Source organism: Streptomyces atratus (assembly GCF_040655115.1).
Taxonomy (GTDB): Bacteria; Actinomycetota; Actinomycetes; order Streptomycetales; family Streptomycetaceae; genus Streptomyces; species Streptomyces atratus_D.
The window spans coordinates 78,062-98,644 of sequence record NZ_JBFAJH010000023.1 but is presented as its reverse complement, the minus strand read 5'-3'; the positions used below and the strand labels follow the sequence as shown (position 1 = coordinate 98,644).

16 protein-coding genes and 3 pseudogenes are annotated in these 20,583 nt (G+C 71.7%); 7 read left to right on the top strand and 12 right to left on the bottom strand.

Going from position 1 to position 20,583, the window contains the following annotated elements; all coding sequences use genetic code 11:
• Positions 1-329 (bottom strand): annotated as a pseudogene (locus tag AB0I23_RS23840) (hypothetical protein); the annotation flags it as partial.
• Between the two features lie 269 nt (positions 330-598).
• Between AB0I23_RS23840 and AB0I23_RS23835 the strand changes: the two are divergent.
• Together AB0I23_RS23835 and AB0I23_RS23830 are read left to right on the top strand one after the other, a co-directional pair.
• Positions 599-745 (top strand): annotated as a pseudogene (locus AB0I23_RS23835) (NUDIX domain-containing protein); the annotation flags it as partial.
• Between the two features lie 26 nt (positions 746-771).
• Complete coding sequence (locus tag AB0I23_RS23830; RefSeq protein ID WP_359112062.1) at positions 772-1,746, top strand: NAD(P)H-dependent flavin oxidoreductase; 975 nt, start codon at positions 772-774, stop codon at positions 1,744-1,746.
• 265 nt (positions 1,747-2,011) lie between these two features.
• On the opposite strand, the gene AB0I23_RS23825 is transcribed toward AB0I23_RS23830, so the two are convergent.
• A complete protein-coding gene (locus tag AB0I23_RS23825) occupies positions 2,012-2,674 on the bottom strand; it encodes an AraC family transcriptional regulator (RefSeq protein WP_359112061.1) in 663 nt (220 codons plus the stop codon).
• A 167-nt stretch (positions 2,675-2,841) separates the two neighbouring features.
• On the opposite strand from AB0I23_RS23825, the gene AB0I23_RS23820 reads away from it, so the two are divergent.
• Both AB0I23_RS23820 and AB0I23_RS23815 read left to right on the top strand, forming a co-directional pair.
• The gene (locus AB0I23_RS23820) at positions 2,842-3,702 is read left to right on the top strand and encodes an alpha/beta fold hydrolase (RefSeq protein WP_359112060.1); all 861 of its coding nucleotides are present in this window, start codon (positions 2,842-2,844) and stop codon (positions 3,700-3,702) included.
• A gap of 405 nt (positions 3,703-4,107) precedes the next feature.
• A complete protein-coding gene (locus AB0I23_RS23815) occupies positions 4,108-4,233 on the top strand; it encodes a hypothetical protein (RefSeq protein WP_359112058.1) in 126 nt (41 codons plus the stop codon).
• A 10-nt stretch (positions 4,234-4,243) separates the two neighbouring features.
• On the opposite strand, the gene AB0I23_RS23810 is transcribed toward AB0I23_RS23815, so the two are convergent.
• The gene (locus AB0I23_RS23810) at positions 4,244-4,978 is read right to left on the bottom strand and encodes an alpha/beta hydrolase (protein ID WP_359112056.1); all 735 of its coding nucleotides are present in this window, start codon (positions 4,976-4,978) and stop codon (positions 4,244-4,246) included.
• 206 nt (positions 4,979-5,184) lie between these two features.
• Here AB0I23_RS23810 and AB0I23_RS23805 point away from each other — a divergent pair.
• Positions 5,185-5,511: pseudogene (locus AB0I23_RS23805) on the top strand (transposase); the annotation flags it as partial.
• Positions 5,512-5,691: 180 nt separating this feature from the next.
• Here AB0I23_RS23805 and AB0I23_RS23800 read toward each other — a convergent pair.
• Positions 5,692-7,434, bottom strand: a complete 1,743-nt coding sequence (locus AB0I23_RS23800; RefSeq protein WP_436846989.1) for an RNA repair domain-containing protein — start codon at positions 7,432-7,434, stop codon at positions 5,692-5,694.
• Between the two features lie 265 nt (positions 7,435-7,699).
• Here AB0I23_RS23800 and AB0I23_RS23795 point away from each other — a divergent pair, with 265 nt between their 5' ends.
• Complete coding sequence (locus AB0I23_RS23795; RefSeq protein ID WP_359112055.1) at positions 7,700-9,838, top strand: hypothetical protein; 2,139 nt, start codon at positions 7,700-7,702, stop codon at positions 9,836-9,838.
• 281 nt (positions 9,839-10,119) lie between these two features.
• Here AB0I23_RS23795 and AB0I23_RS23790 read toward each other — a convergent pair whose 3' ends face one another.
• The 4 genes from AB0I23_RS23790 to AB0I23_RS23775 form a co-directional block, all read right to left on the bottom strand.
• Complete coding sequence (locus AB0I23_RS23790) at positions 10,120-11,022, bottom strand: MauE/DoxX family redox-associated membrane protein (protein WP_359112053.1); 903 nt, start codon at positions 11,020-11,022, stop codon at positions 10,120-10,122.
• A gap of 31 nt (positions 11,023-11,053) precedes the next feature.
• The gene (locus AB0I23_RS23785; protein WP_359112051.1) at positions 11,054-11,668 is read right to left on the bottom strand and encodes a cell wall protein; all 615 of its coding nucleotides are present in this window, start codon (positions 11,666-11,668) and stop codon (positions 11,054-11,056) included.
• Between the two features lie 11 nt (positions 11,669-11,679).
• Entirely contained in the window at positions 11,680-12,102 is a 423-nt protein-coding gene (locus AB0I23_RS23780) for a hypothetical protein (protein WP_359112049.1), read from the bottom strand.
• Positions 12,103-12,548: 446 nt separating this feature from the next.
• Positions 12,549-13,901: a phosphoribosyltransferase family protein gene (locus AB0I23_RS23775; protein WP_359112047.1), complete on the bottom strand. Its 1,353-nt coding sequence runs from the start codon at positions 13,899-13,901 to the stop codon at positions 12,549-12,551.
• 753 nt (positions 13,902-14,654) lie between these two features.
• Here AB0I23_RS23775 and AB0I23_RS23770 point away from each other — a divergent pair.
• Positions 14,655-16,130 carry an AAA family ATPase gene (locus AB0I23_RS23770; protein WP_359112045.1) on the top strand — a complete coding sequence of 492 codons (1,476 nt, stop codon included), beginning with the start codon at positions 14,655-14,657 and terminating at the stop codon, positions 16,128-16,130.
• A 219-nt stretch (positions 16,131-16,349) separates the two neighbouring features.
• Here the strand turns inward: AB0I23_RS23770 and AB0I23_RS23765 are convergent, their stop codons facing one another.
• The 4 genes from AB0I23_RS23765 to AB0I23_RS23745 all read right to left on the bottom strand — a co-directional run bounded on the left by AB0I23_RS23765 (position 16,350) and on the right by AB0I23_RS23745 (position 20,434).
• Positions 16,350-17,786 (bottom strand): RtcB family protein, encoded by a 1,437-nt coding sequence (locus tag AB0I23_RS23765; RefSeq protein ID WP_359112043.1) that lies wholly within the window; start codon positions 17,784-17,786, stop codon positions 16,350-16,352.
• Entirely contained in the window at positions 17,783-18,766 is a 984-nt protein-coding gene (locus AB0I23_RS23760) for a CapA family protein (protein WP_359112041.1), read from the bottom strand. The genes AB0I23_RS23765 and AB0I23_RS23760 overlap by 4 nt, the downstream gene beginning before the upstream one ends.
• 25 nt (positions 18,767-18,791) lie before the next feature.
• Positions 18,792-19,199, bottom strand: a complete 408-nt coding sequence (locus AB0I23_RS23755) for an archease (RefSeq protein ID WP_359112039.1) — start codon at positions 19,197-19,199, stop codon at positions 18,792-18,794.
• Positions 19,200-20,149: 950 nt separating this feature from the next.
• Complete coding sequence (locus tag AB0I23_RS23745) at positions 20,150-20,434, bottom strand: hypothetical protein (RefSeq protein ID WP_359112066.1); 285 nt, start codon at positions 20,432-20,434, stop codon at positions 20,150-20,152.
• Positions 20,435-20,583 lie beyond the last annotated feature (149 nt).

Genomic DNA, 20,583 nt, shown 5'->3' with positions numbered 1-20,583 from the left:
AGGGTGAGGGTCAGGCATGTGCGGTGCAGGGGTGCCTGGTTGTTGCCCGGTGTGGAGTGGAGGAGTTGCAGGGCGAGGATCGGCAGGAGGAGGAGGAGCAGGCTGGTTGCCTCGGCCGTCGGGGACATCCCGGCGCCCAGGATGCCGATGGTGGTGTGGAGCGCGTAGCCCAGCAGCGCGGTGACGAGGATGGTGCGTGCCGGCCGGGAAACGGGAAGGTCGTTGCTGGGGCCGGGCGGGGCTACCGCCTCGGGTCTGCCGCCCCTCGATTCGTCCGCACGGTCGGAACGGTCGTGACTGTCCATCATCTCCACATTCCACCTCACCATGTGCGCCATCCCGCCGGGCCGCCCGCGGCCCGGCGAGTCTGTGCGTGTGCACCGCCGGATGCTGCCCGCAGTGGCAGGAGTTGATGCCGTCGATTTCTCACCGGGCAACCCGCTCGTCCCGCCAGGTGACTTCGGGGGCCGCGCCACTGTCAGCCCGAGCCCTGCAGCGGCTCCGCGGCCGTCAGCGCCTCCAGCGCGCCGGCCTGGGTGCGCCAGTCCGCCGGGTCGGGAGTCGTTCCGCACCGGCGCCGGCCGAGACGGTTGAGGGAGTCACGGTCGGTGTCTCCGTCCATGCCGCCGCCTACGGCCCCTCGACCCGCACCCACGCGGGCGGCGCACCGGACGAGGAGGGCGAGGACATCGAGATCCTCGCACTGCCCTTCCACCGGGCCCTGGAGATGATCCGCACCGGCGAAGGACATGGAGGGCGAAGCTGTGCGCGATGATGTCCGCCATGACGTTAACAACAGCGTTCACCAAGTTGTTCGGGGTGCGGCATCCGATTGTGCTGGCGCCGATGGGCGGATCGGCCGGCGGTGCGCTGGCGGCGGCTGTTTCGCGTGGCGGCGGGCTCGGGATGCTGGGCGCAGGCGGCGGGGATCGAGAGTGGATGACCCGAGAGCTGCCCCTCCTTGCGGAAAGTGCCGGGAAGCCGTGGGGTGTCGGTTTTCAGACCTGGGCGATCGATGTCGACACGGTTGACCGTGTGCTGGAGCACCATCCGCGGGCGGTGATGCTGTCCTTCGGCGACCCGAGCCCGTTCGCCGAGCGCATCCGTGCGGCGGGCGCGGCGCTGATCGTTCAGGTCACCGATGTGGACGAGGCCCGGCAGGCGGTGGACCTGGGCGCCGATGTCATCGTGGCGCAGGGTACGGAGAGCGGGGGGCACGGCGCCCGGAACGGACGGTCCACGTTGCCGTTCGTGCCCGTCGTGGTGGACCTGGCCGCACCGGTGCCCGTGCTGGCGGCCGGCGGGATCGCCGACGGGCGCGGCGTGGCCGCCGCCCTGGCTCTGGGTGCCGCCGGCGCGCTCATCGGCACCCGCTTCCAGGCCACACACGAGGCCCTCGTCGATCCCTCGGCCGTCAAGGCGATCGTGGCGGGGCGCGGGCAGGACACAGAACGCAACCGTGTGCTGGACATCGCCCGAGGCTCCCGATGGCCATCGCGATACACGGCGCGCACCCTTGGCCACCCCTTCCTCGATCAATGGAGGGGCCGGGAGGCCGAACTCGCCGCCGACCCCAAGGCCCGGCAGGACTATCGCGATGCCGTGGCGCGCGGCGTTGTCCCTCCGCTTCCGGTGTGGGCCGGCGAAGCCGTCGACCTCATCAACGACCTGCCGTCCGCCGCCGATCTCGTCGTTACTCTCGCCGAGCAGGCGGAGAAAGCACTGACCCGAGCCGGCAGGCAATAACCGGAACTGCCGGGGAGCGGCCACGTGGGGCCGACACCGCCGTTCGCACGCCACCGACCTCAGCCCCCGCTGATGGCGCTCTTTGGTGGAAGTGGCCGGGCCTGCTCACCATGCGCCCCAGCCTGTCAGGCCTTCGACGCTCTGGCGGGGCGATGCTTCGGATCGACGAAGAGTCATGTGCCCTGGGGCCGCGGCCTGCCGTAGGGCACGGCAGATCTCAAGCCCCCTCGTGGCATGTCGGTCGCGTAGGGCGAACTGCTTGCAGTCAGCAATCCAGATAGAACTGAACGCGGGAGTCGAGCACGGAAGTCGCGGTTGTTCCCAAGGTCCGACGGAACGTGTCGCTCAGGTGTGACTGGGAGGCGAAGCCCGCATCGGCGGCACAACGGGTCAAGGTGTGTCCTGCCGCGATGCCTCGGGTCACCTGCAGAAGGCGGTTCCACTGCTGGTAGCGGCGGAAGGTGGTGCTGGTGTGCTGCGCGAACAGCCGCAGAAAGTGCGGGGTCGACAGCCCCAGCCGACACGCGGTTTCTTCGGCGCGAAACGCCCGGCCCGGGTCGTCCCGGATCTCGTCGACCACCCGGCGGATGCGCCTGTCAGTGGTGCCGGGGACACAGGGGCCGACCAGGAAGCGCAGGACGTCGGGGTCCGGGCTGTGGCTGCACGCGGCGATCAGTTCACGTTCCCGTCGGTGATCGAGGCCGTAGGGCCCGACAAGGCGCCGCATGGCCGCGGCTGCGCGCCCTGCGGGGGCGTCTGCGGAATCGGTGAACAGCAGCAGGATCCGGCCTTCGGGCGCGACCACGCGATGGGGCGTGCGGGCGGGCGCGTAAGCACTGCGTGTGGTGGTCGCACCGTGCTCGGCCGTCTCCAGGACCAAGGGTGCGTCGAGGCCGATCGTGAGCACGCCGACCGAGGTGGCGTGCATGTCGACTCCCAGGTCCGGTCCGATGTAGCCGACCAGTCCGGGCCGGATCCACGCCACCGGCGGTTCGCCGCCGCACGTTTGTGGAAGCACGCTGACCGTCATGGCCGCCATGCTAAGCGACCTGGAGGTTTCCAGGATGGCTGACGGATCGACAGGGGAGAGGCCAGATGGCGGAGCACAGGCCCGAGCGTTCGCCGAACACTGACGAGCAGGTCGTGGACCTCGGCGATGCAGCGATGTATGTCGTGCAGGACGGTGCGCCGGGCGCGCCGGTTCTGCTGCTGATCCACGGTCTTGGCGCCTCGACGGCCTGGTGGGACCCAGTGGTCCCGCGCCTGGCGGGTGCCTATCGTGTCATCTGCGTCGACCTGCTCGGCCACGGCAGGTCGACGAGCCCGGCCGGGGGATACGAGATTCCCGCGCAGGCCCGCCGGATCGGCGCCGCGCTCGACATGCTGGCCGTGCCCCGGGCGGCGGTGGTCGTCGGGCATTCCACAGGCGGCAGTGTGGCCACGGCCCTGGCCGAGCAGCGCCCCGAGGCGGTCTCGGCCCTCGCGCTGATCGGCACCGGCCCGAGCCCGGACGCCGATATCTCCAACAGCCTGCTCAGCCGGCTTCTGCTGGACCCAGTACACGGACGGCTACTGTGGCGCCTGTTCACCGAGACCATCATCCGCAAGAGTCTGAGCAGCGCGTTCACACGTCCAGTCGTGATTCCCGACGCCATCGTGGACGGCTCGCGCGGGATGCCCCACCGCGCCCTCGCCGCGACCGCGCGCGCCTCGCTGGACTACATCGAGCAGCGTGCCCTTCCGGAGAGGCTGATCGAGCTCCACATGCCGGTACTTGTGATCTTCGGCGCCGATGACCGCCGGTGGCGCTCCTCATCAGCCGACGCCTACCGCGTCGTGCCTGGCGTCCGCGTCGAGGTCCTGCCAGGAGTGGGACACACCCCGATGTACGAAGACCCGCAAACGACCTGCGCACTGCTGATGGACTTCGCCGCACCCATCACACGCGCCTACTGACACGGAGTGTCCCAACACGCCACGGCCGCTGCACAGGGGGGAAGGCGGTGCCGGCGTCGGTGGACCCGGCGACCACCGGAATGCCGAGCTGGTCATCAAGGTGACCGCCCCGGCCTGGAGGTAGTCCCGAACGCCGCCTTCGGGTCATGGACGAGCCCGGATCGACAGCTGCTGTTGCCAACTGTCCCGGCGGATCCGGTCGAACAGCTCCTGTTTGGACAAGGACATCCACAGCACGCACCTCGGTGGACCACATCCACCGTTCCACCGCAAGAGCCAGGGTGGGGCCACTTCACCTCGCCACTACGCCTCAGTGCCCCCGAACGCCCCTCCCACTGGGGCCAGTCGGAGGGGTCTTGGTGGGGCCGCTGAACGCCGCCCCAGCCAGACCGGCCGGTACCGCCGATGGCCGGTACCGCCGCGATCGGGGCGGTTGTGCATCTGCCGGCCGCCGCCATCGAGGAGGGCCGGGGCCTGTCCTCGATGAGCGGCATACCGGCCGGCATCAGCTACCGCCTGCTGCCGGTCTGACGGCCCGGCCTCACTTCAGATGTCGGGTGAAGAACTGGGCCGCGGCGTCCCCCGCGAACTGCGGGACGCCTGTGTGCCCGCCCATGTTGGCGTGCAGGGTCTTCTCCTTGGAGCCGAAGGCGTCGAACAGGTCCAGGGCCGACTGACGGTCGTTCCCTTCGTCGTCCCACTGCAGCAGGACGTGCAGCGGAATGGTGACCTGCCGGGCCTCCTCGAACATGGCGCGAGGCACGAAACTCCCGGCGAAGAAGCCGGCGGCCGAGATGCGCGGCTCGACCACCGCAAGCCGGATGCCGATGGAGATCACTCCCCCCGAGTACCCGACCGGGCCGCCGATCCCGGGCAGCGTAAGGAGGGCGTCCAGGGCGGCCTGCCATTCCGGGACCGCCTTGTCGACCAGCGGGAGGATGAGGGCGTCGACGATCTCGTCGCTGACCGGCTCGCCGGCCTCCATCGCCCGGCGCAGGTCGGCGCGGGCCTGCTCGGCGGCGGGCCAACGGGGCCGGTCGCCGCTTCCGGGGAGCTCGATGGTGGCCGTGGCGAAGCCCTCCGCCGCGGAGTGCCGGGCCCGGGCCACCAGTCGGGGATACATCTTGCGCAGCCCGAGGGGAGGGTGGCCGAGCAGGATCAGCGGCGCCGGTGCGGATGCGGATGCGGGCGTCCACAGGATGCCGGGGATCTCGCCGAGGGTGAATTCGCGCTCGAGGACGCCGTCGTCGAGGTGCTGTTCAGAAGTGAAATGCATGGTCGTGCCTTTCGGGAGTGCTCATGTACGGCGCTCCCGGACGACCTATCGCCCGACCGTGACCCCGGAGGAGAGCACCCATGTCGATACGTTCACGGGTACCACCTCCTGGTTCTCTCGCACGGCCTCCGGAAAAGTAGCAGTGGTCGCCGTGGTCCGCCAACAGGTTTTTGCGGAGGCTCCGTGGCCGAACGCCACGGAGCCACTCGCCTCATGCGGTGCTGACCGGCGACGACACCGGCTTCCTGAAGAAGGGCACCAAGTCCGCCGGCGTCCACCGTCGGTACACCGGCACAGCCGGCCGCACGGAGAACAGCCAGATCGGAACATTCCTGGCCTGCGCCTCCTCCAGGGGGCGGGCGTTGATCGATCGCGAGCTCTGCATCCCTGTCTCCTGGACGGATGACCGTGACCGCTGCCGCGCGGCCGGGATCGACGACGGAGTCCCCTTCGCGACCAAGAACGAGCACTTCAAGTGGATGCTGCGACGCGCCATCGACGCGGGTGTCCCGTTCGCGTGGGTCACCGCTGACGGGGAGAGTGCGGTCTGGACCTACCAGGTGCGGCTCTACCGGTCCTGGTACCGCCACATCACCCTGGCCATGGCCGCCCTCGCCTACCTGACCGCCATCCGCGCCGCGGAAGCCGCGAAAGGGGCACTCTCGGCGACGAGCAGGACTCCGCGATCCCGCCGGAGTCGGCGCGAACGGCCATCACCTGCCGGTGATCTCGGAGAGCCAGGCCGCGTCCTCCGCGCCCGGCGCGCCGGAGCCCGGCTCGGGCAGCCAACGCACCTCGCCCGTGCCCAGAGCGACCGTGGCCCGCGGCCGCATCGGCCCGTCACCCCTGCGCGAGAGCAGGACGAGCTCCCAGAGCGTCGCTGTCATGGCGTCGAGCCGGGCGGCGCAGTCGGCGGCGACCCGCCGCGGTTCCTGGGTCCGGCCCAGGGACAGGTGCGGGGTGAAGCTCTTCCCCCGCCCACGACAGTGCGGGAACCGCTGCTGCAGCGCGCGGTACAGGCACTCCCACGGTGCCGCGCCGGACGCCGCCGGGTCGAGCCACACGGTGGAGTACGCCCGGTGCCGGAAGGTGCGCACCCCGTCCAGCCGGGCTGTGAAGACCGGCGTCTCGGCCGCCGCCGCAGCGAGCAGCGGCGCCGCCCGCTCGAAGTGGGACTCAGGCACGAAGCCGAAGAGCAGATTGACGTGCGGCGGCCAGCGGTGGATCTGCGGATCGTACTCCCGGCGGATGTCCTGGATCGGCGGCCACAGTTCCGAAGGCGGGATCCAGGCCACTGCCGTGCGAGCCGTCGGGCACACGTCGAGGACGGCGGTGGGCTCGCTCCCGCCGGCGCTCGGGTCGCAGCTCAGGTCGGCTTCCGCGCCGTAATGGTCCGACGCGTACCAGCCCTCCGGGGTGGGCGCGTCGCCCCGGAGAACCGCCCTGGTCGCCCGCACCCTGCCCCCGCGCAGCAGAATCCGGTCCAGGGGCGAGACCCGGCCCGACAGCGAGGAGAGGGCGGTCGGCCGGTTGACGCGCGGATAGAACGTAGGGGTCCGGTCATCGGGCCCGTGTACCTCCGTCCAGGCGTCCCACAGGCCCAGTGCGAGAGCGGGCCCGTTCCCGTGGTCGTTGAAGTCGCCGAGCAGGATCAGGTCGTCGCCCACGGCAGCCAGGCCCTCGGCGAGCTGTGCCAGTTCGGCCTGCCGCCGGGCCGGGCCGTCCTTGGAGCGGTCGCCGGTCAGATGGGCGGAGGCCACCACGAGCGGGCCGGAAGCGGTCTCCACGGTGATGGCGGTGACGGCCTTGCGGGGGCCGAGGGCGTGCCACCCCGCCTCCCGTACGGGCAGTCGGCTGAGCAGCAGCGGCCCGCTGTCGTCGACGTCCGTCCTGGTCGGATCGGTGCCCAGCGTGTAGTCGGCACGTACCCAGGGGGCCTGCATCAGCATGGCGAGCAGCCCGGCCTCGACCTCCTGCAGCGCGATGACGTCCGCGTCGGCGTCCTCCAACGCCCTCAGCAGCAGGGGCGGGCGTCGGGCGGTGCCGATGAGCTCGCTGTCGTACCGGTCACACAGCGTGTTCCATGTCAGGACGCGCAGGCTCGGCGCGGTCGCTACAGCTGTCCGACCGGTCGCGGGGCACCACCCGGCAGTCGGATCCCACAGGTACGGTGTCCTCGCCGTGAAGAACGGCGCCCGCAGGCGACGCGGGTTCCGCACCCGGCCGGCGTCCGATGCGCCGATGCGGTCCACGCCTGTGGCCCGGTCCCAGACCACCTCGCCGTCCGCCTCGATGAACACCACCCGGTGCCACGGGATCTCACCCCCGGGCACGAAGGAGGTCAGCGGGACGCGCTCGGGGGGACCCTCGCGCAGGCGGATCCCCAGCACGAACCGGGCGGGGTCGAACCGTGGGTCCCAGCGGACCCGGTGGTAGATCTGGTCGCTGGTCCGCATCACGCCTCCTCTCCCGCCCTCACACCTTCTCTTCCTCCAGGGTGCCGTGCACCCTGTCCTTCCGATACCGTCACCGCCGGGCTCACGCTCCGCCGCCGCGCGGGAGGCCCGAAGGTTGTACTCGGCTTCCGTGCCCGTCGTCCTCCGTCGACTGTCTTTCCCTTCTCGGTGCCTTGTCGGCTCCGGGCCCGGCTTGCCCCCACGGCCGGTAGCGTGGGCAGCGGAGACAGAGCCCTGCGAGAGGCAAGAGCGGTAAATCATGCGGATGATCTTCAATCCCGCGGAGGAGAACGAGTACGAGGCGGCCTGTGGTCTTCTTGTCCACCGGTTCGACCGGTGGGCCGGGGAGAACGGGATCGACGCCGATCCGTTCGTCGCCGAAGCCGCGCTGGAATACCGCCATCTCGGTACGCCGGACGGCAGGCTGGGACTCTGGGACCAGCGGCACATCGAGGAGTTCCTGCTCGACTGGGTTCCGCGGTCGGTGACCGTATTTCCCGATGAGGAGCCCGCCGACGCGCCGGGCACTCTGCGGGCCCTGCTGAGGTATCTGGATGCCTTCCACCTCGCGGATCCCCGAGGGGCGTCCCTGGCCCAGGGGCTGGAGGCCGTCGACGCGGCAGCGCCGCGGTACGCGGAGGCGATGGCCGACCGCAGCCGCTGGGGCATGGCGAAGTTCTGGATCACCACGGCCGCGGAGCAGGGCGTCGACGTCCACGACGAGCAGGCGTTGCAGGACTTCGTGGGGCGGGCACAGCGCCGCGAGGTGCCCTACGACCCCAAGGTGCTTCAGACCATCGTGGCGCGGCAGATTCGGAGTTCCGGGCCCGTACGGTCCGAGCCGCAGCTCCCGATCGCGCTTCCGGGCGACGACGTCCTGCGGGAGCAGGCCGACCGGTCACCGGTCCTGCGGCAGCTGCGCGACCTGGCCGAGTGGGTGGGGCGCGACGGCCGGACGCTCACCGGTTCCGGCAGGCTGCGTCTGTCCGATGCCCGGGAACTCGTGGCGCGGCTGGACACCGGAGACGGCACCGACTCGGTCCGCTCGGCCGCGGACCTGCCGCGCCTCAACCTCCTTGTGGAGTGGGCGAAGACGGCGAGGCTGATACGGGTCGTCAAGGGGAAGCTGCACGCGGTGGCCAAGGCGGAGCCCGTGCTGAACGACCCGCTTGAACTGTGGCGGCGCGCCTTCGACGCGTTCTGCGAGCTGCGCGGGCCGGTGCGGGGCGCGCGCGGCGGCAGGTACAGAAAATCCGTGCTGTCCGGCGCCTACGACCTGTACGACGTCATCCTGCCCGACGTACTGGCAACCCTCTACAGCCTGCCGTACCCCATGCCCTGGCCCGCGTTGCGGGACACCGTCCGCCTCGCCCACCGCTCGCCTTCGCTGCTCGGCGCCTTCGCCACGTTCGAACAAGCCGACGACGATCTGCGCACGGTGCTGGGTGTGCTGGAGAGCCTGGGGGCGATCGAGTGCCACTGGGGGACGGCCGATCCTGTCTTCGCGGATCTGGCGATGAGCGAGAACGACATCGTGGGGTGGGCCGGAATACCGACCGAGGACGATGACGACCCCGAGACGTCGTCCGGCGTGCTGCCGGGGATGCCGACCGGACGTGCCGGACTGGGCGAAGCCCTGCCGGATGACGCCCTGTTGGACGGCGCCCTGTTGGATGGCGAGGCCACCCGGCGGGCCCGGAAACTGAAGTCCGAACTGAGCGCGGACCCTGTTGAGCTGATCCGTCTCACCGACCTCGGAACGGACTCCGTGCGTCGTCGCCTGTTGGCCGAAGGCCGGGACGCGCCCCTGATCGGCGAGCTCGCCCAGGCCCCCGAGGCCGGCCTGCTGGGCGTCCTCGCCGATCACTATGATCCCGAGTCCGCCCGGGCGGAGCTCGCCGGGTGGATCGCCGCCCACGGCGCCCGGCCCGCGGCGCTGGAGCAGCTCGTCCACACGGTGCGGACCATGCCGTTCCGCACCCGGGCCGAGGCCATGCTGGACGTCCTCGTCTCCTCGCTCGATGACGGGGAGCTCCTGCTGCGAAGTCTCCGTTCGGACCCATCGCTGGCTCCCACCGCGCTGAGCCTCCTGGCCCGCCGGGAGATTCTCTCCCCCGAGGACCTGACGGAGCCGGAAAGTCTGCTCATGGTCGCTGAAAGCCTGTTGCAGCTCTACGAGGCGACCGGTGCCGACGGAGCGAGAGAGGTACTGCACCAACAGGGCCGTGAGGCCGAAGAGGCACTCCGGGCGGCTCTGGCCTCCGGTCACCCGGACCGGGAGGGCCTCACGGACCTTCAGGCCCTCGCCGAGCGAGTGTCCCGCGAGCGCAAGGCCCATGTCGCCCTTGTCCGGCAGCGCGGCCACCGAAGGAACGGCGGACGGGGCGGCAAGCGGCGCCGCTGAGGACCTGGCGCTCAAGACCGGGCGGCGACCGCCTGACAGCGGCGAGTCGGTCGCCCGCACCTCGTGTTTGTCCGTCACCGTTCGGGGCCGGGCGGTAACGGAGAAAATCTTCCGGTGAAGGTGCCGGTTGCCCGTGGCATACAGCTCGTCTGCCGCTCGTACGGTCGGCCCGCTACCGCGCCCGGCAGGTATGGAGCAGGGGGCCGGACCCGCGGCTGTCGCAGGTCCGGCCCCCTCGTGCTTCTCAGGCCCGTGGGGCGCCGAGGTCTCCGTCCGTGGCGTCAGCCCGCCATCGGCAGGATCTTCCGCGACGGCACCGCGCCCAGTTCGTCCACGGCCACCGCCTCCCCGCTGTCCGCGTCGACGTAGCTGACACGGACGACCGGGTCGTCGCCGGTGTCGCGGCCGGCCGTGGCGTCGAGTGCGAACACCACCGCGACCGGGCGCGCGTTCTCCTGGGCCCCGTACACACCCGAGTACTGGAGAACGCGCCAGCCGTTGTCCTCCCAGTGGTCCAGCAAGGCGGACCGCACCACCGGTGCGGCGGCCTGCCAGGCAAGGGAGTTCTCCAGGAGTTCGACGCTCGCCGCGACCGGCACCCGGTTCCCGGAGGCGGTGCCGAGGAGCGGGTGCCCGAAGACACGCAGTCTCGTCCGGCGCAGCGGCAGCAGCCACCACCGGTCGAGGTCGGCCGAGAGAGCGACCAGCACCGCCGCCGCCACGGCCAGGAAGGCAAGGGCACCGGCCGGCCGCTCGGAGACCGCCGACCACCAGGTGTCCTGTGCCACCGCCGCCGTGGCCCCGCCGATGAGCACGACCGCCGCCCGTGCGAACGCCCGCCAGGTGATGGGGGTGTCCTCACGTGCCGAGCAGCCGCAGGAGGACTCCGGTGCCATGGCCCGGCCGTAGCCGAGGTAGGCGAGGAAGCCCGCCCCGAGGACCGCCGCGGCGGCTCCCGGCGCCGGGTTCGCCGGGACCACCAGCAGACCTGCGGCGATCAGGAGTTCACCCGCTCCGGTCGCGCGCAGCACCGTCGTGGCCCGCTCACTGCTGCGCAGCATGCGGGCCAGCGCCGTCTTCGGCGCCTGCTGCGCGGTGCCCCGGCTGAACACCTTGACCGCTCCGGTCCACCCGAGCAGGCCCGCGAGGACCAGCGGGGCGAGGCCCGTTGTCAGTGACAGCATCTCTTCCTCTCTCTGTGTCCTCGGTCCTGCATCAGTGCCCGACGGAGATGCGCACGACGTCCACGGAGTTGTCGGACGGCCGCCAGGCACCGAGCACCTGGGCGCTCTGCCCGATACGCAACCGGGACAGGTCGGACGTCAGAGCGCGGCCCGCGTAGGAGGCGGTGGCGTCCGGGGCGACGTGGCCGACCAGTTCGTGCTGCCCGTGGGCGAGGTGCAGCCGGTTCTTCGCGATGCCGCGGATCTGCGTGTCCAGGTTCACGATGTTCACCCACACCGCGTCGGCGGCAACGGTGCCGTCGGGCATCGTGACGCCGCGAGCGTAGAGCCCGTCGCCGACCTCGATCACTTCGGCCGTGGTGGCGCGTACCTTCCACACGCTGGTGACGTTGGTCATCTGCACCCGGGAGTGGCCGCCGTTGGAGCCCGCCACCTCCAGGACGCTGCCGGTGATGCCCGTGATGCGGCCCTCCACGAAGGTGGACCTGGCTATCGCGGGGTCGAGCGAGGGTTCCGCGGCGAAGGCGGCCTCGGCGTCGAGGCCACCGAGCGCGGTCGCGCCGACGATGGTCGCGCCGCCGAGGGCGGCAGTGGTGAGGAAGCGCCGACGGCGCATCCCGTCGGCCCGGTCGTGTCGTGCGGTCATGTCCGGCCTCCTCACTCGTAGATGTAGACCGGCAGCTTGCCGGAGCTCAGGTTGCCGATCGCCGAGAAGGCGGCCGGGGTCAGGTCGAGGACGCGGTTGGTGCGGCAGGTTCCGTTGCAGCACGTCGCCTCGCCGCACCAGGACTTGGTACGCGGTCCGCAGTCGGTGATCGTGATGCACACCGTCGCGCCCGAACACTGGTGTTTGACGTTCATCACCGAACCGCAGCCGCGTCTGGGGATGTTCTCGCCGCAGAGGTCGGGCCGGGTGATGTCCCAGCACGCCTGTGAGGCGTTGGGCCACGCGCCGTGACGTGCGCTGGACTGGCAGTTGCCGCAGGCGCCGCCGCCGGCACTGGAGCACGGGCCCCAGGCGTTGCCGCAACAGAACCAACTGGTTTCACCGGCCCACAGGCTGGTGGATCCGCAAGCCATCGTGTTGCCTCCCTCAGGAAATGGCAAGTGCATGACAAGTTGCGTCTCGGCCGTCGGCACGCACACATGAAGCGAGAATGCCCGCGTCGCGGCCGGGGGTTGTGCGAGCGAAGCAACCCAATGATGCGCGTGGACAAGCGGGTTGCATAGATGGCCTCGTTCTGCACCGCCGAGGGCTCGATCCGCGTCGTCGACGGTTTCGAACCGGTTCGCGTGGCCGTCTCCACGGCCGGCGCCACCTCCTCGTCCACCGTGCGCCGGGTCCGCTCGGAGTGCGGCCTTCGCAGGAGGCCTCGGGGCTCTCGCCGAGGTGCCGCGGGGGACCGGCTCCGTTCGCGCGCCGCCGTCACGACGCAGGCCTGTGGGCGTACGTCACGCCCACAGGCCGGCGTGTGGGCGTGCGGAGTCACGCCGAAGCGCGGCGGCGTCGGGCGGCGCGCCGACGCTCAACCTCCTGACTCCGCGGGACCACCCAGGTGGCCGGCGAACCACTCTTTGGCCAGGTCCGCCACCTTTTCGAGAGCACCGGGCTCCTCGAACAGGTGAGTGGCGCCGGGAACCACGGCCAGTCGGCTCTCGCAGCGCAGCAGTGCCCGGGCCTGGCGGTTGAGGTCCAGCACCACCTCGTCCTCGCCTCCGACGATGAGCAGCGTGGGCGCTGTCACCGCCGGCAGACGGGGCCCGGCCAGATCGGGCCTGCCCCCGCGTGAGACGACCGCCACGACCGGGGAGCCCGGCTCCGCCGCCGCCCACAACGCGGCGGCCGCGCCGGTGCTGGCGCCGAAGTAACCCACCGCGAGGTCCTGGGTAGCGGGCTGTTCGAGCAGCCAGCGGGTGGTGTCGGTCAGGCGGCCGGCCAGCAGAGCGGTGTCGAAGACGTTGGCCCGGTCCAGTTCTTCCTCCGCCGTGAGGAGGTCGAACAACAGCGTGGCCAGGCCGGCCTTGTTCAGCGAGGTCGAGACGGAGCGGTTGCGCGGGCTGTGCCGGCTGCTGCCGCTGCCGTGGGCGAACACCACGATGCCCGTGGCCCCTCCGGGGACGGCCAACTGCCCGGCGAGCCGGACCGGTCCGGCCTGCACGACGACCTCCGGATCCGCGACCGGAGGAGGGGCGGATCGCACTGTTTCCTGCGGGGCCGAGCCCGACGGGTCGCTCCCCGGCATCCGGTCCGCCGCCCGTTCGAGGCAGGCGATGACCTCGGTGTCGGTGGTCTGCGCGAAGTCCTCGTAGAACTGCCCTATCCCGAGGAAGCCGACCGGGGTGGTCAGGCACACCAGTTCATCGGCTGCTTCCTGCATCCTGGCGGTCCAGCCTTCCGGTGCCACGGGGACGGCGAGCACCACCCGGGCCGCTCCCTGGCGGCGGGCGATCAGGCAGGCGGCCCGGGCTGTCGACCCGGTGGCGACGCCGTCGTCGACGACGACCGCCGTCCGTCCCCTGACCTCGGTACGCGGCCGGCTGCCCCGGTAGCGCCGGGCGCGCCTGGCCAGCTCCGTACGCTCCCGCTCCTCCACCGCGGCCAGCTCCTCCTCGGTGGTTCGCGTCGCACGCATCACCTCCTCGTTGACGACGCGTACGCCGTTCTCACCGATGGCTCCCATGCCCAGCTCCGGCTGGAACGGCACGCCGAGCTTGCGCACCACGATGATGTCCAGCGGCGCTCCGAGTGCCTCGGCGACCTCGGCCGCCACCAGCACGCCACCGCGGGGAAGGCCGAGGACGACCACGTCCTCGCCCGCGAGGTGTGTCAGCTGTCCGGCCAGTCGCCGCCCCGCGTCAGGGCGGTCAGCGAAATGCATGGCCCAGCCTCCTCAATGCGACAGAACCCGGTCCACGACCACCCGCGCGGACACCGCGCCCGGGAATTCCCAGGGCGAGAAATGTGCCGCTCCATCGCTCCTCGTCGGCGATGCGGCTCGCCCGCGGCTCCTACGGGCCGTCAGAGCTGCGTGCGCCGGTGATGGATGCGGCCTGTCCGGGACACGTACCGTCGTCGACCGGCCTGTTCGGTTCATCACCCATGACGAACGGCGGACGGCCGGACGCTGCCGACCGACATCAACTGCTCCGGCAGTGCCGGACGGCCGCCGTCGCAGCTCCCGGGCTCTCGGATGTCGACCGGACTTCTTGCCGACCCTGCCCTCACGCACCACGCTACTCGCGTTCCGCCGAGGCGCGAGCGCCGAACGGCCCCACCACCGGAGCTCACCGTGACCGCCGCCCGGCGCGTCAGGGATCCAAGCCTTCGCACCTCGCGCATGCGGACGGACGGATGATGTGGGCGGTACCTCGGTGGGGTGCGGTCCGACGGGACGAGTCGTCGACGTCCCGTTCGCGCCGGTCCCGGCGCACCGTCCACCGGCCCCGTTCACCGCACCTTCGGCGACATTCACGTCGGCATCGGACAACCCGTGGTGCGCGCCGTCCTCGGCCGCACACCGCGTCCCCTCCCTGACATACGCTGCCCGGTCCCGCTCGTTGGGAGGCGCGGCGGCCACCCCGGAGGTCTACTGGGTCTGAAGGCTGCCGCCGAACGTTGGGACAACCCACCCGTGCGATCCGCCACCACCACTGCTGCCCGGCCGAAGGAGCTCTTCGACCGTGAGGCCGAGTGGGCGGCGCTCGTCGCCTTCGCCCGCGATCCCCGGCCCGGACCCGCGGTCGCCATCGTCACCGGGCCCCGTCGGCAGGGCAAGGGCTTCCTGCTCCAGGAACTGACCTCGGCGACAGGCGGCTTCTACTTCGGAGCCCAGGACGTGGCGGAGGCGGAGTCCCTCCGACGGCTCGGCGACCAGCTCGCCCGTCACACCGGCGCCACCCGCCCGACCCGCTGGAGTTGCTGGGCGGACGCGCTCGACGCCCTCGCGACTCTCGCGAGCGAACACCCGCTGCCCGTCGTCATCGACGGCTTTCCCGAGCTCGTCCGGCAGAGCCCCGCCCTGCCTTCCGCCGTCAACGGTGTCTGCCGCCGACTACGCGAGGCGGGCCGGCCCGACCGAGTGAGGCTGCTGCTGTGCGGCAGCGCCATGCCGATGATGCGCCGACTGCTCGGCACCGCGTCGGCCTCGGCGGACCTTCAGCTGAAGATCCTTCCCCTGGACTTCCGGCTGGGCGCGCGGCTCTGGAGCATCGACGACCCCCGCCTCGCCCTCCGGGTCCACGCCGTCGTCGGCGCGAGCCCCGCCTTCCGGTACGACCCGGCCGGTGACGACATCCCGGGCGGCCCCGACGATTTCGACGCCTGGGTGTGCCGGACCGTTCTCAACCCCCGCCTTCCGCTGATGTGGAAGGCGGGACACATCATCGAGCAGGAACCCGACGGCTGGGACCGGGGCCTGTGCCACTCCACCCTGGCCGCCATCGCCGACGGCTGCTCGACGCCCGGCGCGATCGCCGACTGGCTGGACCGCCCGGCCACCGAGGTGCCCCACATCCTTTCGCTGCTGTGCGACTGCGGCCTCGTCGAGGGCGTACCCGATGCCTTCCGGCCGGGCGTGCCCCGCTACCGCATCACCGAGCCGCTGCTCGCCTTCGACCACGCCGTGATACGCCCCAACCGCACCGCGCTGGGGCGGCAGGGCCCCGCAGAGGTCTGGAAGGCGGCGCGGCCCGTCTTCGAGTCCACGGTGGCCCGGCCGCATTTCGCGCAGGTGTGCCAGGACTGGGTGACACGGTTCGCGGCCCCGGACACCTTCGGTACCCGACCCGTCACCGCCTCCTCCGGGTCGCTTCCAGGGCTTCGAGGGCACCGGCCGGTCGACGTCGATGTGGTGGTCCGCGGCGAGGTCCACGGCCGTGCCGCGGTCCTGCTCTCGGTCGGCAGGGCGTGCTGGGACGAGGTCATGGACGTGGACCACCTGCACGAGGAGCTTCAGATCCTGGCCGAACTCGCCGACCGCGGCGAGGACGTGAGCGGGGCTCGGCCCGCCTGCTACAGCGCGGCAGGGTTCAGTCCGCGGCTGCGCGAGGCCGAGGCGCGCGGCGAGGTGGTCCTGGTGGATCCCGACCGGCTCTACCACGGAGAGTGAGACGCGCAGCGCACGGCCTCCTGCGGTGCTCCGAGGGGATGTCGCTGCCGACGGCGGCTCGGAACGGGCCTGTCCTGGTACGCGGAGCTCGCCCGTTCGTCGGGGACCGACCAGGCGTGCGGGATCGCGCGGTCCGCGCCGAGCAGCCGCTCGCCGCGGACACCGCACGGACCAGATCCTCCGACGAGGCCGCGCCTGTCCCTCCCGCTCGGTGCCGGCTCATCCCTTGACGACGCCCAACGGCACCAGGCGGGCGACCACCCGGGCGAGTCCGGCGCCCTCGGTGACGGCGGCGACCGCGTCGACGTCCTTGTACGCCTCCGGCGCCTCCTCGGCGAGGCCACGCCACGAGGAGGGGCGCACGGCGATGCCCCGGGCCTCCAGCTCGCCGCGAAGCCGCTCCCCGCGGACCATGCGCAGCGCGTGATGGCGGCTCCAGACCCGGCCGGCGCCGTGGCAGGCGGAGTGGAAGGCGTCGTTGCCGGGCAGCCCGACCATCACGTACGAGGCCGTGCCCATCGTCCCGGGGACCAGGACCGGCTGACCCGCCCGGACGAGATCCTCGGGCAGGCTCGGGTCGCCGGGCGGCAGCGCCCGCGTCGCGCCCTTGCGGTGGACACACAGTGCACGTGCCACGCCGTCCACGTCGTGGGTTTCGAGTTTGGCGGTGTTGTGCGAGATGTCGTAGACCAGCTCCAGACCGACTCCCGCAGCCGTCGCGAAGGCGTGGCGGGTGGCTTCGGACAGCAGCTGGCGGTTGGCCCGGCCGTAGTTGGCGGCCGCCGCCATCGCCCCCAGGTAGGCGCGGCCCCGCTGCGAGTCGACCGGTGTGCAGGCCAGCTGCCGATCCGGGACCTGGATGCGGTACCGGTGCAGTTCCTGGTCCATCACGCGGACGTGGTCGGTGCACACCTGGTGCCCCAGACCGCGCGAGCCGCAGTGGATCATGACGCACACCTGGCCCACCCGCAGCCCGAAGGCCGCTGCGGTGGCCGGGTCGTAGAGCTGGTCGACCGCCTGGACCTCCAGGAAGTGGTTGCCCGAACCGAGGCTTCCCACCTGGTGCAGGCCGCGCTCGACGGCGCGCGTGCTCACCTGCCCCGGGGCCGCGCCGTCCAGGACGCCGTAGTCCTCGCAGCGCGCGAGGTCGCGTGGCACACCGTGGCCGTGCTCGACCGCGTACCGCGCGCCGCCGACCAGCAGTTCGTCCATCTCCCCGGCCCCCGACAGCTTCCACAGGCCGCCGCGCCCCATGCCGCGCGGAATGGTGCTGTCGAGGATGTTCATCAGCCGCTGCAGGCGGTCGTGGCCGAGCGTCTCGCGGTCGATGCCGGCGGCCAGCAGCCGTACGCCGCAGGAGATGTCGAAACCGACGCCCCCGGGCGAGATGACCCCGCCGTGGGAGATGTCGGTGGCGGCCACCCCGCCGATCGGGAAGCCGTAGCCCCAGTGGACGTCGGGCATGGCGAAAGAGGCGCGGACGATGCCGGGCAGCGTCGCGACGTTCGCCACCTGCTCCAGCGCCTTGTCACCCGCCGCCTGCGGCAGCAGCGCCCGCGAGGCGAACACCACCCCGGGTACGCGCATCGGCTCCCGCTGCTCGATCTGGAAGCGGTACGGGCTCTTCTCCACCAGCGCGATCTCCACGCCCCTCATCTCCAGTCGACCGTCAGCCGTCCGGCCCGGTCGGCGACGGCGGTGCCGAACGCGGCGCAGGCGGTGGTGAACCGCTCGCGGATCCACTCCCGGTCCTCGCCGTGCGCCAGGCGGGTGTGGCAGAAATCCAGGGCCAGCGGCACCGCCTCCACCTGGGTGGGAACCAGGTGCGCGGCATCCGGGCCGTCCAGTGTCACCAGGAAGAGGAGCCCGAGGTCGTTGCGCAGGACCGGGTCGACGGCGTAGTCGTCGACGAAATCGCCCAGGTCGTAGAGGATTCGGTCGGCGATCCCGTGGAAGACATGGGCCGAGTGCCCGGCGACCAGCGTCGCTCCCGCCGCCAGCAGTTCCGGGGCCGCGGCCGACACGTGGCGCGGCGGCCGGGAGGTCATGTTGGGGCCCCAGTGCGGGGTGACCAGCACGACATCCGCCGCCGCAGCGGCCCGGGCCACCGACTCCGTCAGCCAGCCGGGCACCCCCGTGTGGAGATCGGCCCAGGCCACACCGGGACTGTCCGCCCCGGCCGCGTACTCCTCCGGGTGGTCCGTGACGCCCACCACCGCCAGCCGCACACCGCCCGCCTCGAGCACCGCGAACTCCCGGGCCGCGCGTACGTTCGCCCCGGCGCCGACCGTGTGGACGCCGGCCCCGGCCAGCAGGGTGCGGGTGTCGGCCATGGCGTCGAACCCGTAGTCCAGAGCGTGGTTGTTGGCGAGCGTCACACAGGTCACCCCCAGTTCGGCCAGTACCTTCGCGGCGGCGGAGGGAGCGCGGAAGAAGAAGGCCTTTCGCGGGTCGGGCCAACGGTGCCCGCGGTCGGAGACACAGCACTCCAGGTTGAGCACGAACAGGTCCGCCTTCGCGAGCGCCTCCCGGACCCCCCTGGAGAGCACCGTCCCCGGCACCGGCGAGCGGCGCAGCTCCTCGGCGACGCCGCGCCCGAGCATGGTGTCGCCGGCCAGTGCCATCGTGAGCGCCATGATCCTGTCCCTTTCCCGCCTGCACTCAGACGTCGAGGGTCACCCGGCAGATCCAGCCGCCGGGGCCGCCGCGCAGTTGGAGGTCGTGCAGCGAAACGGCCTTGGGTACCGCACCGACCGGCACGGCGGTGCCGACGTCTGCCATCCGGAAGCGGACCGACAGCTCCCGGCCGTCCCCCGCCGACCGGATCGGCCCCACCTCCACATCGAGCGGGATCTCACCGTCGGTATCCATCCGGTAGACGACCTCCTCCAGGACGGACACCAGCAGATCCTCGTCGGACTCCGCCGTGACCGCGTATTCGCGTTCCCCGGCGACTGCTGCCCCGGACGTGTCGGCGAAGCCCTCCACGACCGCGCGCACCGCCTCACCGATGCAGCCCTCTGCCGTCGGCGACCACGCTTCCACCTGCATGTCCGCAGTGTGTGGCACAGCCCGGTGGCCACTTGAGCCGGACTGCTTGCCCCCGGGTTCCCGACCGTCCACGGCCGACGCCTCTCCGTCGTCTCCGGATGCACGGCCTGACGCCGGGTTCCGCGAACCGCAGGCCCTGCCACTCCAGAGTCGTCCCGCACACCGCCCCGGGGCAACCGGCACGAGACGGCGCGCGCGGTCACCGTCCGGGGCTCGGCGGGGTGTCACCTCGATGGGACGGGCACAGACACCCCGGCTCCGGCTCGTCCTCGACCGAGAGGCGCCGGGCGCATCACCGGCCGGGCAGGCGGCCGATGTCGTACGGTCCGCCGTCGGCAGGGTCGAGCCGCTGCGCGGAGGCAGGGCCGGGTTCCGCCCCCAATGGCGCGCCGCACGGGTACCTCCGGCTGACGGACGCGTCCAATGACCAGGCCGGGACCGTCCTCCACACCCAGGCGCTGTCGGCCGACCAGGGCCTGGACGTCACGTTCGACCAGTGGCAGTACGGAAGTACGACCCCGGCCACCCCCGCCGACGGCATCACGTTCTTCCTGGTGAACGGTGACGGCGCGCTGACCCACCCGGGCGCCTTCGGCGGCAGCCTCGGGTACGCGCAGAAGCTTCCCGACGACGACCCCACCGCCACGTTCCCGCCCGGTGTGGACCGTGGCTGCCTGGGCGTGGGACTCGATGTCCTCGGAAACTATTTCGGCGACTGGGGGCACCGTGGGAACGGGTGCGCCACCCGCTCGCCCGCGGGGACGGGATTCCGCGTTCCCGCGCCCGGGGCCAACCAACACGGCCTACGCCGACGCGGCGAAGGCCGGCGTGTACGTGGGCGGCACCCTTGCCCGGGGCACCGCTCCCTGACCTGTCCGTCGCCCTCACCGCCACCGATTCCACCGCTCCCGTTGCCGCTCCTGTGCCGTGGCGACGGGAGCGGCCGCGCAATGCGCGCGGGACGGCCTTCAGTTCGTGTGCGGGCGACCGTCGGCCGCGTCATGGGTCTGCTTCAGGGCCATGGGGTAGGCCGACGGACCGGTGGGACTGCACAGCGTGTCGGGGGCGCGGTGAGGGCGAAGGTCTCGGAGGACCGACTCGACTTCGCAGAGAAAGGACTGGTAGGAGGTCAGGCGCTGCCATTCGGAGTCGGGGATGCCGGGCACCGTGGCGGCGCTTGCTGCCCAACTCGCGACCAGTTCGGCGTACAGCGGTGTTTCACTTGCCGTCTCCGTGTACGTCTGACCCGGCATGAACGCGACGGAAAGCTGCTCCCGCCCTGCGCGCGCTCCGTGAGCCACATCCAGCTGGGGCCGGAGACGCGGCCGGGCGTGAGAGGGGCGTGGGGTCTGCGAGGGGTGCGGAATGGATGCCGCCGAGCCTCTGCCGGTGGCGGTAGCGG